At 59.6% G+C, this 12,911-nt stretch carries 12 protein-coding genes and 1 tRNA gene; all 13 read right to left on the reverse strand.

What is annotated here, in order from left to right:
* Positions 1 to 251: 251 nt before the first annotated feature.
* The 13 genes from K3J57_RS07865 to K3J57_RS07925 all read right to left on the reverse strand — a co-directional run bounded on the left by K3J57_RS07865 (position 252) and on the right by K3J57_RS07925 (position 12,703).
* Complete coding sequence (locus tag K3J57_RS07865) at positions 252 to 467, reverse strand: hypothetical protein (protein ID WP_259790498.1); 216 nt, start codon at positions 465 to 467, stop codon at positions 252 to 254.
* Positions 468 to 483: 16 nt separating this feature from the next.
* Positions 484 to 573, reverse strand: a tRNA-Ser gene (locus tag K3J57_RS07870).
* 112 nt (positions 574 to 685) lie between these two features.
* Positions 686 to 1,405: an alanyl-tRNA editing protein gene (locus K3J57_RS07875; RefSeq protein WP_259790515.1), complete on the reverse strand. Its 720-nt coding sequence runs from the start codon at positions 1,403 to 1,405 to the stop codon at positions 686 to 688.
* Positions 1,398 to 3,914 (reverse strand): DUF3772 domain-containing protein, encoded by a 2,517-nt coding sequence (locus tag K3J57_RS07880; RefSeq protein ID WP_259795340.1) that lies wholly within the window; start codon positions 3,912 to 3,914, stop codon positions 1,398 to 1,400. Before K3J57_RS07880 ends, K3J57_RS07875 begins: the two co-directional genes overlap by 8 nt.
* A complete protein-coding gene (locus K3J57_RS07885) occupies positions 3,914 to 4,948 on the reverse strand; it encodes a cysteine synthase A (RefSeq protein ID WP_055191776.1) in 1,035 nt (344 codons plus the stop codon). Before K3J57_RS07885 ends, K3J57_RS07880 begins: the two co-directional genes overlap by 1 nt.
* An 88-nt stretch (positions 4,949 to 5,036) precedes the next feature.
* Positions 5,037 to 6,161: a gamma-glutamylcyclotransferase gene (locus tag K3J57_RS07890; RefSeq protein ID WP_259795341.1), complete on the reverse strand. Its 1,125-nt coding sequence runs from the start codon at positions 6,159 to 6,161 to the stop codon at positions 5,037 to 5,039.
* A 13-nt stretch (positions 6,162 to 6,174) separates the two neighbouring features.
* Positions 6,175 to 6,615, reverse strand: a complete 441-nt coding sequence (locus K3J57_RS07895; RefSeq protein ID WP_259775328.1) for a TrgA family protein — start codon at positions 6,613 to 6,615, stop codon at positions 6,175 to 6,177.
* 57 nt (positions 6,616 to 6,672) lie between these two features.
* A complete protein-coding gene (locus K3J57_RS07900; protein WP_259783388.1) occupies positions 6,673 to 7,878 on the reverse strand; it encodes an SAM-dependent methyltransferase in 1,206 nt (401 codons plus the stop codon).
* Positions 7,879 to 8,097: 219 nt separating this feature from the next.
* Positions 8,098 to 8,361 (reverse strand): hypothetical protein, encoded by a 264-nt coding sequence (locus K3J57_RS07905; RefSeq protein WP_259795342.1) that lies wholly within the window; start codon positions 8,359 to 8,361, stop codon positions 8,098 to 8,100.
* Positions 8,362 to 8,401: 40 nt separating this feature from the next.
* Entirely contained in the window at positions 8,402 to 9,652 is a 1,251-nt protein-coding gene (locus tag K3J57_RS07910) for an aminotransferase class V-fold PLP-dependent enzyme (protein ID WP_259795343.1), read from the reverse strand.
* Between the two features lie 257 nt (positions 9,653 to 9,909).
* Positions 9,910 to 11,490, reverse strand: coding sequence for a BCCT family transporter (locus tag K3J57_RS07915; protein WP_259795344.1), 1,581 nt, complete (start codon positions 11,488 to 11,490; stop codon positions 9,910 to 9,912).
* A 247-nt stretch (positions 11,491 to 11,737) separates the two neighbouring features.
* Positions 11,738 to 12,088, reverse strand: a complete 351-nt coding sequence (locus tag K3J57_RS07920; RefSeq protein WP_259783403.1) for a contact-dependent growth inhibition system immunity protein — start codon at positions 12,086 to 12,088, stop codon at positions 11,738 to 11,740.
* A 162-nt stretch (positions 12,089 to 12,250) separates the two neighbouring features.
* On the reverse strand, positions 12,251 to 12,703 hold the full coding sequence (locus K3J57_RS07925; RefSeq protein ID WP_259795345.1) for a GNAT family N-acetyltransferase: 453 nt from the start codon (positions 12,701 to 12,703) through the stop codon (positions 12,251 to 12,253).
* Positions 12,704 to 12,911 lie beyond the last annotated feature (208 nt).

Here is a 12,911-nt window from a genome sequence, read left to right on the forward strand (position 1 = left end):
CGGGGCCACCCCTCGCTCTGTTCAACCGGCATGTTGCCCCACACAACAATTGCCGGAGGTATGTCGCACCTGTTTGGTGTTTTCGTTGAGAGCTTGTATAAAACGACAGTGCTCCTGCACTGCTCTGGCCTCGGCCGAACCGGAAATATGTAATAAAACAGCCTTAATCGCGCTTGAAAGACAGGGCGCTTTTTATGCGCCCGTCATTGTTTCCGCATTCGGATAAATATCTTCATAAGTCATGCATTGTATCAGAAAATACGGATTTTGTCGAGATCTGTTCCGAAGATCTGACTGTGGTCCCCCTCAAAACGGCCAATGCCTTGATAACGCTCGCTGCCTTTAAATTCTCTTGGCTGTGACCAAAGGCCGAGAAAAGAAAAAAGCGCGGTCGGAGCGATCGTGAGCGTGGGCATTTCGCGACAAACTGGACTTGGAAAATCCAATCCAGAGGAGAGTTTCATCATCTTTTCCGTGAGATAGTGGCGGAGCGGAAGGGATTCGAACCCTCGAGACGGTTCCCCGCCTACACACTTTCCAGGCGTGCGCCTTCGACCACTCGGCCACCGCTCCGCCGGTGTTGCTATAGCGAAAGACCAAGGGTTTCAAGCACCTTTCGTAAAATTGCCGAAAAACTGTTCTTGCGCGAAAACCCCTCGCCCTGTGCGCCCGCCCAAAGTGGGATTTACGCCTCCAGATGCAGGGCCACGCGGCGATTGATCCGCCCTTTTTTCTCAATCTTGCCAATGCGAACCCGGCCGATTTCCCCGGTGCGCCGCACATGGGTGCCCCCACAGGGTTGCAAATCCACCTGCGTGTCATCATCTGAACCGATCCGCACCAGGCGCACCCGTCCTGCCCCTTTCGGGGGCTGAACCGACATGGTTTTCACCAGACCGGGATTGGCGGCAAGTTCCTCATCCGTGATCCATCGCTCGGACACGCACAGATCACGGGCAATCAGCGCGTTCAGCGCCTGTTCCAGCGCCAGCTTGTCTTCGGGCGGGGTTTCCATGGCGAAATCCAGACGCGATTTCTCTGCCCCGATCTGGCCGCCCGTCACCGGCAGGGGAATCACCACGGACAGCAGGTGCAGCGCAGTGTGCATCCGCATGTGACGCAATCTGAGATCCCAGTTGAGATATTGGGTGACCTCGCTGCCAATCGCAGGCAGCACCTGCCCCGCCTCGGGCACCAGAACCGGTCCTTCGGGCGACTTCACCGCAGTGGCAATCGCCACCTGTTCTCCGCCCCACCGCAGATGCCCCGCATCTCCGGGCTGACCGCCGCCTGTCGGGTAGAACAGGCAGCGGTCCAGAACAAGTCCACCCTGGTCGGTATGGGCCACAACCCGTGCCGTGGCCTCCCTCAGATAGGCATCCTGCATGTAAAGCGGTTCACTCATCACCCTCTCCTTCCACAGCTTCGCTTGCGCCGTCCTGCATATCGTCAATGGTAAACTCATCCGGAACAGGCCGGACCGGGGCGGGCGCCGTTTCCTCACGCGGGGGGGCCGGACGCAATGCCTCCGGATTGCGGATCCACAGGTCGCGCTGCGCGAACGGGATTTCGAATCCCTCTTCGGCAAAACGGCGGGCAATTTCATGATTCAATTCACTTTTCACCGAAAGCGAGAAGTTGACATCACTCAGGATCGCCCGCACCTCGAACTCCAGCGCATCCGCCCCGAAATTGGTGAACAGCACTGAGGGGGGCGGGTTCACCGTCACCAGCGGATGCGCCTCGGCAATCTCGCGCAGCACCTGTTCGACCCGTTTGGTATCGGTTCCATATCCAACCCCAACTGGCAGGATGATCCGCCCGATTGCATTGCCACGGGTATAGTTCGTTACCACGCCGGAAATCAGGTCGGAGTTGGGCAGGATCACATCCGAGCGGTCAAAGGTCTCGATCCGGGTTGAGCGCACGGAGATATCGCGCACATAGCCCATCTGCCCGCCCACTTCGATCCAGTCCCCTTCGGAAATCGGACGCTCCACCAGCAAAATAATACCGGAAATAAAGTTCGAGACGATGTTCTGAAGGCCGAACCCGATCCCCACGGACAGCGCCCCGGCAACAATCGCCACCGAGCTGAGATCCAGCCCGGCAGAGGTGATTGCGATCAGCGCCGCGAGGAAAATGCCCAGATAGCCCACCCCCGCCGAAATGGCATTCTGCCCGCCGATATCCAGCTTGGTTTTGGGCAGGACCGACGACTTCAGCATGGATTGCAACAGGCGGGTCAGCATGTAACCAACAAGGAACACGGCCGCGAAGATCAGGAAACTGCGCGGTGTCAGGCGGGCATCCCCCAACTGGATACCGTTCATGACAACGGTCCACAGTTCGGTCAGATCGGTGACGCGCGCGCCCCAGATCAGCGCCAGAAGCGGCAAGGTGGCGATCACCACCGCAAAGGAGATGAGAACGGGCCAGAGCGCCTCCCCCGCCTCCTCTTCATCCTTGCGCAGGATCACCCCGTAAAGGCTGACAACAAACCGGTGCAGCACTTCGAGCAGGGCCAGCAGGCCAAGGGTCAGAACCCAGGGGATCAGCACCTCGTCCGCCAGAGATTGATACCCGACCGCGGCAACTGTCGGGCCGGAGAAGCCGACCAATGTGGTGACGGAGCTGACAAGCCCCAGCACAGAGGACCGGAAACTGGCACTCTCTTCATCGCGCGCACGCAGCTTTGCATGAAGGCGCAGAAGACGGCCAAGCCGCACCAGAAGCACCCCAAGCCCAAGATAGATCGGGAAAATCAGAACCGCATAGGTCGCCTCTGAATATCCCTCGTGATCCGCAAGGGTCTGCAGCGCCAGTTTCAGGGCCAGCAAGCCCCCCAGAAATGCCACATCAAACCGGGCTTCTGCCCGCGCCACGGTTGAGGGCATTTCCAGAACAGGCCAGTCCGCCCCTTCGACACCGAACACCCGGTTGCCCAGCCAGAGGCTTCCGAACACAAGCACGGCGACCGACGGAAGCGTGTCGGCCAGAACCTGTCCCCGCAACCCCAAAATACCCACAAGATGAAGCGCCTCGACCAGCAGAACCATACCCAACAGAGGGGCCAGAACCTGCCCGATCGAAACGACAAACCCAACAACCCCGCGCGAGCTTCCCCTGCGTCGGGCCCGCAGCGCATCCCCCATGCGCATGACCCAGATACGCCCGCGCAAAAGCAACACCGCGCCAATCACCAGCAACATGACGGTCAACGGCAGATCCTCAAGCAGATCCGCCCGTTGGGCATCGCTGCCGAAATTGGATTTCACCTCGCTGGCAACCAGATGCAGCGAGGCCCCCAGATCCTCAACCGCGGCGGGCCAGAGCACCGGATTGACCGGGGTCGGCCCCAACCTCAGCAACTGGTCGGCCTGCCGCGCCCTCAAGAGGCTGTCAATCTCACCGATCAGCACATTGGCGCGTGAACGGGCCTCTTCGGCGGCTTGCACCGGGGCCTGGGCTGCGCTCAGTTCCCGGGACAGCTCCTCACGTCGCTGGGTAAGGATCGCTGGTTCCGTCCCCTCACCTTCCGGCTTGGGGCCGAGCGTGGCAATTTGCGTCTTTAGCGTATTGATTCGAATATCATTTTCGCTCTTGGCCGTAGAAAACAATCCACGCCAATCGACCAGTTCGGCCCGCAGGTCCCGCATCACCCCGTCAGAGGCCCGCCCCACCTGAAGCGCCTGTTCAACCCGGTCTGCGAGCTTGCCCCAGGCGGTGTAATCAGGGCTGCCATCGCTTCGCAACACATAAAGCTTCTGGCCTTCGTCGCCATTCTCCACCGGTGTGGCAGGCACAGGAAAGGGCGCTGCCGAACTGGCCGCGCCCTGTTGTGCCACCCCTTCCGGCGTCCCAGCCAGAAGACCCAGCACAAGGACAAAGAGGAGGAGAAAAATGCGCATCATCAGATGTCCTCGAAGACCTCGGGCAGCAGAGCAGGCTCGCGATCAAGCCACGCGGGCACCGGCAACCCTTTTTCTTTCAGGAAAGACGGATTGAACAATTTGGACTGATAGCGCGAGCCATAGTCACAGAGCATGGTCACGATCGTGTGGCCCGGTCCCATCTCGCGGGCCATGCGCACGGCGCCAGCGATATTGATCGCTGAAGATCCGCCCAGGCACAGGCCCTCCTGCTCGACCAGATCAAACACGAAAGGCAGCGCTTCGGCATCCGGGATCTGGAAACACATGTCGGGGGTGAACCCTTCGAGGTTGGCGGTCACCCGCCCCTGCCCGATCCCTTCGGTGATCGACCCACCGGTCGCGGCAAATTCGCCTGAGGTGTAGAAACTGTAAAGGGCTGCCCCTTCCGGGTCTGCCAGGCCGATTTTCACACCCTTGGGCTGCAGCACCTCGGCCACCCCTGCAAGCGTGCCACCTGACCCAACCGCACAGGTGAACCCGTCCACCTTGCCATCGGTCTGGGCCCAGATTTCAGGCCCGGTGGTTTCCACATGCGCCTGACGATTGGCCACATTGTCAAATTGATTGGCCCAGATCGCGCCATTGGGTTCCGTCTCGGCCAGTTTGGCGGCCAGACGCCCGGAATAGCGCACGTAGTTGTTGGGATTGCGATAGGGGGCGGCGGGCACCTGAACCAGTTCGGCCCCGGCCAGACGCAGCATATCTTTCTTTTCCTCGGACTGGGTTTCCGGGATCACGATCACGGTCTTGAACCCCATGGATGCCCCCACAAGCGCAAGGCCGATGCCGGTATTGCCCGCGGTGCCTTCGACAATCGTGCCGCCCGGTTTCAGGTCACCGCGCGCAATCGCATCACGAATGATGTAAAGGGCTGCGCGGTCCTTGACCGACTGGCCCGGGTTCATGAACTCGGCCTTGCCGTAAATGTCACAGCCGGTGGCCTCGCTTGCCGCTTTCAGACGGATCAAAGGGGTGTTGCCAACCGTTTGTGCCAGATCCTGTTTGATATCCATTATGCCCCCTGCCGGATGTATTTGGGTTGTCGCGCGCGGAACGGATCCGCAAAACTCTTCTCATGTGTAAGTGCGCACTGCGCGGGTTTCAAGCAGCCCTGCGCAACCGATCACGGTTTTGCGACAGCCACATGGCAGACAGGAGCAGCGGTGCATTGTCCACTTCGCCCGTCCCGACCAGCTCCATCAGCCGGGCAAACGGGATGACGTGGCTGCGAATATCCTCCGCCTCCCCCAGAACGCCACCAATCCCGGCGGCACTGTCAGGCAGGTCACACAGCGCCACGTAGGAATAGAGATATTCCGTAACCGCCCCGGGACTGGGATAGTAATTGCCCACATGTTCGAGCGCACCGATGGTCAGGCTGGCCTCTTCCAGAGCTTCGCGCCGCGCCGTGTGCTGAGGCGTTTCCCCCGGATCAATCCGCCCGGCAATCGGTTCGAGCACCCATGGGTGCTGATCACCGCGCAGATAAGGCCCAACCCGAAACTGTTCGATCACCAGAACGCTATCACGCACCGGGTCATACGGCAGAACGGTGACCGCATCCCCACCAACAAACCCCGCGCGGTTCACCAGCGGGCTCATCGTGCCATCGAAACGCGGAAAGGAAAGGTCCTGCTCTTCAAGGGTGAAGTAATTACTGTAAGGCCTTGATTTTCTGCGCACATCCAGATCGGATGCGGTTCGCTTGCTGCGCAGGTCCGTTGGGGTGGAGAGGGAGGCGGCGCGCTGTTTCGACGCCGCCCGCAGGCGGATCATGGCAAAGCGCGCCGCAACCTCGTCGGGTGAGAACTGCCCCATATAGGACATCACTTCTTCCGCGGCAAACAGCGTGATCTCTCCCCAGTCACGGGCCCAGTCATCCAGCGACCAGACCGGGCCAGGGGTCCACTGTCCCTCTTCGGGGAAATAAACCTCGGCAGAAGCAGTCCCCCCAGATGCCTGCACCGCCATCTCAACCAGCTTGTAGGCAAAGCCCCCTTCGTAATGATCAAGCCGGGCGATGGCCCCGTCAGACAGGCCGCTGACCAGCATTCCCTCAGCACGCGCGCCCGGTTCGGCCTGGATCATCGGAAAGATCTGATCCTTTGCCCAGTAAACCGCATGATCCGGCAAAGACGCCTGCTCAGCACGATAGGTCTCGCCCTCGAGCACAAGCTCCAACAACGGCCGAAAACAAAGCGTGCCGTAGAAAAACAGGGTTTTCATTGACTTTCCTCGATCAGGACCAGCGGCGGGCGACCACACCGGTCAGCCAGCCCCCGAAGACACTGCCCAGCACCAGCGTGGCAATCACGTCCATCTGGGCAATATCATAGCCGTAATCAACCGCGATTTTGACTGCAGCCCGCAGGGCTTCGACCGGGCCATCATAGGCGTTTCGCAGGGTTTTGCGCAGCATCTCGTAGATCGAGAACACCAGAAATCCCCAAAAGACCAGCAACGCCCCCGAGGACAGGCCAATCCCGACCGGCTCGCCCAGTCCGCGCCCGATCCGGTAGCCGGTAAAACGCCAGCCAATCGCCAGCCCGAGACCCGCAAGCCCCACGGGAAACAGGGTATAATCCCGCCCTTCGGCCAGATAGGGAATGATCAGGTTGCCGACCATAAAGGCAAGGGCCGCGAAAAAACCGGCGGCCACAAGTTTTGCTGCGGTGGGCATACGCTCTCTCCTCTGATCTCCCTGCCCTCTTGCGGGGCATGGATCTATATCACCCGTTCAGCCCGGCTTTTGCAAGGTCACCTGCACCACATCGCAATTTCCCGAATGAAAAGATGCAGCACAGGAGGTCAGATAGAAATTCCACATGCGCCGGAACCGGTTGTCAAACCCCAGCTCGGCCACGCGGGTCCATTTTGCATTGAACACATCGTGCCAGCGGCGCAGCGTTTCAGAATAGCTTTCGCCAAATGTGATCTGGTCCCGAAAGGCAAGGCCCGCCCGGCCGACCTCTTCGCGCAGACGGGTTTTCGACGGGAGCATCCCCCCCGGAAAAATGTATTTCTGAATGAAATCGACGCCCTTGCGATATTGGTCAAAGCGCCGTTCGGTGATGGTAATGATCTGCAACACGGCCTGCCCCCCCGGTCGCAGGCAGTTGCGCACGGTTTCAAAATAGGTTGGCCAGTATTTCTCCCCCACCGCCTCAAACATCTCGATCGAGGCGATCCCGTCATATTTGCCGGTCTCATCGCGGTAATCCTGAAGCCGGATCTCAACCAGGTCCGACAGGCCCGCCCGTGCGATCCGGTCCACGGCGAAATCATGCTGCTCTTGCGAAATGGTCAGCCCGGTGACGCGCACGCCCCGCTTTGCGGCAAACTCGGCAAAGCCGCCCCAGCCGCATCCGATCTCCAGCACGTGATCACCGGGCCCCACCCCCATTTGTTCCAAAAGAGAGGCATATTTCTGTTCCTGCGCACATTCCAGGCTTTCCTGCCCCGAGCGAAACAGGGCGGAGGAATAGGTCATCGTCTTGTCCAGCCACAATGCGTAGAACGCATTGCCCAGATCATAGTGATAGCTGATATTTCTTTTCGCCTGACGTTTGGAATTGCCATTCATAAGGTGGCGCATCCGCTCGTAGGACCGAACAAAGATCATGCCCGGAAAACCGTCATAGATGATCTCGTTATCATCTTGTAACAAATCAAGAAAAGCCTGCAGATCCGGGGTCGACCAGCCGCCCTCGATATAGGCATCGCAAAAGCCCAGATGCCCTTCGCGGATCAACCGGGCAAAAACGTCAGCTTCGTGTATCCTCAGCTCCGCCACCTGCCCCGGCCGCGCGCCAAAAGCGCGAAACCGGCGCCCATCCGGCAAGACGAAATCAAGCTGTCCGGTGTTCATCCGGCCCGCGCGGTCAAACACACGGGCAAAATAACGCGGCAGATCAGGCTGCCCCTTGGTCTCCGTCAGGATCATGGCTCCCCCCAAAACCCAATGTGAAATCCAATGTCGTGAACACCACAAGGCTAAAGCGTTTCGAGATTAACTTGAGTCACAAGCTGATTTTGAAACACCCGCAACATCAGTAGGTTTCGAGCGTTTCGCCTCATTATTGTGTCTCAATAATAAGTCGAAACATTTTAGGCGGTTCAGGGGGGAACGGACAAGAGGGTGGTTTTGCGCATGCAGCAAGAGCTACAATGACTGGCCTTTTGCCAGATCTCGTTTGCACTGCTCTGGTCCGCTTTTCTGTGAGGAATAGGCCGTGACGCCGCAGGTGGAGCATCTGAATTGCATCAGGTTTGGCGTGGACTGCCCAACCTGCACCCAGCGACATGATCCGGACCGAAACACGCGGCGGGCTCCCGTTCCAGCCCCCGCACGCCAGCCCAGCAGGTGGCGCAGGATCAAAAAGGCCACGACGAAAGTCAGCGCGAATATCAATACCAGCAGCGACATGGGGCAATTCTATCAAGGAACTGCCCCAATGCACCAGCCATCACAGCACCTGATCAAGCGCCTCGATCAGTTTAGTCACCTCTTCCTCGGAGGTGTAATGGGTGAAACTCACCCGCAGCACCCCGTGGGACGGGTCCACGCCCTGGCCTGCAAGCGCGCGCACCGCGTAGAAATCCCCTCCTCCGGCCATGATGCCAAGAGGAGCAAGCCGCCGTGCCAGATCTTCCCCTGCGATTTGCGACGCCAGCGCCACGGTGGGTGCGCGCGCCTCTGCCTGATCAGGCCCCAGCAGCCGCACCGAGTTCTTGGCCTTGGCATAATCCAGAAGCGGTTGCAGCAGTTTCACCTCATGCGCACGCATCAGGCCATGGGCGGCCCGGGCGGCCAATGCCCCGCCTTCGCGAACGCCATGCTCTGCGGCCAGGGCATCCATATAATCTGCCATGCCGGCCGAGGCGGCAACCTGCGCGTGGTCTGGCCCGGCGGGGGTCAGGCGTTTGTAAAGGCAATCTGCGTTGAAGTAATGCGCCTGATTGGGAAGCGCCTCACCCAGGGCGCGGCGGATCACCATGATGCCCTGATGCGGGCCATAGGTCTTGTAAGCCGAGAACAGGTAGATATCCGCGCCCAGAACCGCCACATCCACAAAGCCATGCGGCGCATAGCTGACCCCATCGACACAGGTGTAAGAGCCATTGGCACGCGCCTTTGCGCAGATCGCTTTCACGTCATTGATCTCTCCCACCACATTTGAGCAATGGGGAAAACAGACCAGTTTGACCTTCTCGTCCAGAAGGTCATCCAGCTGCCTCGGGTCGAGATGACCGGTTTCGGGATCAACCTGCCATTCGCGCAGCTCATACCCTTCCTCTGCCAAGCGGCGCCATGGGCCGGTATTGGCCTCGTGATCCTGATTGGTGACGACAATTGCATCCCCCGGTTTCAGGAACCTGCGAAACGCATTGGCCAGAACATAGGTGTTCTGCGTGGTCGATGGCCCGAACGAAAGCTCATCGCTGTCCACCCCCATCATCGCCGCAAGACGCCCCCGCGCCTCATCCATTTCCGCCCCCGCCAGGGTTGAGGCCTCGTAAGGGGCGTAGGGTTGCACTTTACGTTGGGTGTAATAGCGGGTCAGCCGGTTGATCACCTGTTGGCAGGTATAGGACCCGCCTGCATTTTCGAAAAACGCCTGTCCCTGCAGGCTGGGTTCCGAAAAGGCGGGGAATTGCGCCCGCACCCAGTCGATGTTCAGCCCATTATTTTTCCCAGTGGTTTCAAGATCTTTCATCTCTCGCTCCCCTATCGCGGCACCATGCCACTGTTGATTTCAGGGAGCGTGGGACAGCGGTCCGGGGGCTCCCGTTCCGGCAGGTCCTCCAGCCAGCCACGCGGGATGTCTCTCCGCGGGCAGCCATGCGCTGAGGGCACATGACGAATTCAGAAGAAGTGCTAGCCAGAGCGGCGACACGGGTCAAGAGGTGAGATGAAAAAGGGCCCCCGGATGGGAGCCCTTTGACGTGACATGTCCATACTGGACAGGCCGCGTTATTTTGTACGCTCACCGCGCAGACCCAAGAAGATCGAAACGCACATCAGCACGAGAACGATGGCAAAGGGGAACCCCGTTGCAATCGCTGCCGCCTGAAGGGCTGCCAGTCCGCCGCCCAACAGCAGGGCAATGGCGATGGCACCTTCGAGGATACACCAGAACACGCGCTGAGCGGTCGGCGCATCGGTTTTGCCACCGGCGGTAATCTGGTCGATCACCAGCGAACCGGAGTCGGACGAGGTTACGAAGAACACGATCACCAGGATGATGCCGATAAAGCTCAGCAGGCCGGTCATCGGGAACGCTTCGAACATGGTGAACATCTTCAGCTCAAGCCCGGCATTGGACAAAGCTTCGCCTGCACCCGACATGACCTGATCCAGAGCGGCGCCACCAAAGACGCTCATCCAGATCGCGCCCACAACGGTGGGAATGATCAACACGCAGGTGATGAATTCACGCACGGTGCGACCACGCGAGATGCGGGCGATGAACATGCCAACGAAAGGTGACCAGCTGATCCACCAGGCCCAGTAGAAGGCGGTCCAGCCCTGCATGAAGTTGGTGTCTTCGCGCCCGATGACCCCCGACAGGGCCGGCAGGTTCACCGCGTAAGCCCAGAGGTTGTCGAAGAACCCGGTCAGGATTGCCACGGTGGGCCCCACGATGATCACCAGCAGCAACAGGATGGCTGCCAGCACCATGTTCAACTCGGACAGGCGTTTCACCCCTTTGTCGAGCCCCGCCACAACCGAGACCAGCGCAAAGATGGTGATCACGACAATCAGGAGCACTTTCATGCCATCAGAAACCGGCACGCCAAACAGATAGTTCAGACCGGCCAGCGCCTGTGTGGCGCCCAGACCCAGCGACGTGGCCAGGCCAAAGATGGTGGCAAACACGGCCAGAACGTCGATCACGTTGCCTGCAAGGCCCCAGGTGGCTTCTCCGAAAATCGGGTAGAAGACCGAGCGCATGGTCAGCGGCAAGCCTTTGTTAAAGCTGAAGAATGCAAGAGCCAAAGCCACAACCGCATAAACCGCCCAAGGGTGCAGACCCCAGTGGAAAATGGTGGCTGCCATTGCCAGATCACGCGCCGCTTCCGGGTTGTCAGCAGCGGCCCCCAGCGGAGCCCAGTCAGTGCGCGCCCCTGCTTCGGCAGCGGTGCCGCCCAGAGAGCTGCCGTAATGCGAAATCGGTTCAGCGACCCCCCAGAACACAAGGCCAATCCCCATGCCAGCGGCAAACAGCATCGAGAACCATCCCATATAGCTGTAATCCGGCTTGGCATCCGCGCCACCCAGGCGCACCTTGCCATAGGGGCTTACGATCAGCACCAGCGAGAAAATTACAAAAATGTTCCCTGCGAGCATGAACACCCAGTCAAACGAGCTGGTCAGCGCGGGGCGCAGCCAGCCAAAGAACCCTTCTGCACTGTCCTGAAACACCAGCGTGAAAAACACGAAAGCGAGAATGACAGCTGCGGAAATGGCAAAGACCGGGTTGTGAAAATCGAGACCGAAGATCTGGACGTTGTCCTGACCGACCTCATAGTCAGTTTCTGTTTCTTGGGACATATATCCCCTCCCTACTTGCTTGATGCTGCGAACCTGTCGGGTGGGGGGATTTAAATATGGGTTCAAGCGCCCTTTTTTCAACCGAAACCGACATACATGTCGCATATGGGCAATGGCTTCGGCCGGGGCGCCGGTTTCACAAAACGGAACTGTGGTGATCTGGACCGGTTGTTGGGCAGGCTTCCGGACAGGCAGGTGGACTGGCCGCTGAATTGTCCGAACGAAACGTTCGGTCCGGGGCCAGAAATCAGCCGCCCACGCGCGTCTGCCGCGCGGCAATGTCCCGCAATTCCTGATCTTCCGGCCAGCGTTTCAAGGCGGCTTCCAGCAAATCACCGGGGTAATAATCCCCCTCGGCCATCGGGTTGTCCCGCAAGGTCTCCAGCGCAATCGGTCTCAGGATCTCAGCCCCGATATCCTGTGCGATCATGATGCGCAGATCTTCCACCGTGAACTGGCCGATCGGTTTTTGCCGCAGCGCAGTTGTGGTGGCAACGAGGTAGGAGGCACAGCAGGGCACCGGCCAGCGCTGCCCGTCAATCTGTTCAAGGGACAGGTCGCGGGGGATCCTGTCGGGGGAGGTGCTTTTTACCGCCATGAGCCTGTCCTCATTGTGTTTTCCAGGGTGATGTTCCGGAGTGATATTCCGATGTGACATTCCGGGCGCTCCCAACACATATAGGAACGGGCCACGGTTGGGCGGATGCGACATTTTCCCCTGCCCCATTTCCGCCCACACCAGACCGACGTGCAGATAATGTCACACCACCATCTGATAACGGGCCGCATCATCCGGCAGCGCCGTGAACCCGGCGGCTTCGTAGAAGGACTGCGCCGCCGCATTTCCCGCCTCTGCCGCCACGGTGAGAAAATCGGCCTCCATCTGCTGGGACAGCTCCCGGGCCGCCGTCAGCAACGCCCGCCCCACGCCCTGTCCCCGCAACGGGCGATGCACAAACAGGTGATGAAGCTCCATCCCGCGCGCCCCAAATTGCAGCCGCGCCTGCGGACACAAGGCAGCATAGCCCACCAATCCGCCATGATGTTCGGCCACCAGAATGCGAAGCCATGGCGCCTGGCCAAGACAGTCACGCGCCAGCCCCGATTGCGTGACCCGCGCCGTATCCCCATGATGACGCGCAAGACTGCTTACCAGATCGCCCAGCGCGCGCAGATCCCGCGCCTCCACAGCCCGAATTATCAGATTATCCATGTCTCTTTTCCTTTCTGACCCCGAGGACGGGGTTGAAAAGAAAAAGACCGCCCTCGGGGCGGTCGATGTCGGTTTGATCGTTGTCACATTGATCGTTTTTTGCACATGCTTGCCGCCCGTTCTATGAGAACAGGGGATAATAGGCAAAACTGTGCATGTGTCTGATCATGCGGCCCTCATGCCGCATATGTCGGGGCGGGTCAAGCCC

Origin of the sequence: Aliiroseovarius crassostreae (assembly GCF_025137635.1) — a bacterium.
In the GTDB taxonomy this organism is placed as follows: Bacteria; Pseudomonadota; Alphaproteobacteria; order Rhodobacterales; family Rhodobacteraceae; genus Aliiroseovarius; species Aliiroseovarius crassostreae.

What these genes read in the sequence shown, in the direction of transcription:
- K3J57_RS07905 (WP_259795342.1), bottom strand. Translation starts at nt 8,361, where the DNA reads ATGTCGCTGCTGGTATTGATATTCGCGCTGACTTTCGTCGTGGCCTTT.
- K3J57_RS07910 (WP_259795343.1), bottom strand. Translation starts at nt 9,652, where the DNA reads ATGAAAGATCTTGAAACCACTGGGAAAAATAATGGGCTGAACATCGAC.
- K3J57_RS07920 (WP_259783403.1), bottom strand. Translation starts at nt 12,088, where the DNA reads ATGGCGGTAAAAAGCACCTCCCCCGACAGGATCCCCCGCGACCTGTCC.
- K3J57_RS07880 (WP_259795340.1), bottom strand. Translation starts at nt 3,914, where the DNA reads ATGATGCGCATTTTTCTCCTCCTCTTTGTCCTTGTGCTGGGTCTTCTG.
- K3J57_RS07890 (WP_259795341.1), bottom strand. Translation starts at nt 6,161, where the DNA reads ATGAAAACCCTGTTTTTCTACGGCACGCTTTGTTTTCGGCCGTTGTTG.
- K3J57_RS07875 (WP_259790515.1), bottom strand. Translation starts at nt 1,405, where the DNA reads ATGAGTGAACCGCTTTACATGCAGGATGCCTATCTGAGGGAGGCCACG.
- K3J57_RS07895 (WP_259775328.1), bottom strand. Translation starts at nt 6,615, where the DNA reads ATGCCCACCGCAGCAAAACTTGTGGCCGCCGGTTTTTTCGCGGCCCTT.
- K3J57_RS07915 (WP_259795344.1), bottom strand. Translation starts at nt 11,490, where the DNA reads ATGTCCCAAGAAACAGAAACTGACTATGAGGTCGGTCAGGACAACGTC.
- K3J57_RS07865 (WP_259790498.1), bottom strand. Translation starts at nt 467, where the DNA reads ATGATGAAACTCTCCTCTGGATTGGATTTTCCAAGTCCAGTTTGTCGC.
- K3J57_RS07925 (WP_259795345.1), bottom strand. Translation starts at nt 12,703, where the DNA reads ATGGATAATCTGATAATTCGGGCTGTGGAGGCGCGGGATCTGCGCGCG.
- K3J57_RS07900 (WP_259783388.1), bottom strand. Translation starts at nt 7,878, where the DNA reads ATGATCCTGACGGAGACCAAGGGGCAGCCTGATCTGCCGCGTTATTTT.
- K3J57_RS07885 (WP_055191776.1), bottom strand. Translation starts at nt 4,948, where the DNA reads ATGGATATCAAACAGGATCTGGCACAAACGGTTGGCAACACCCCTTTG.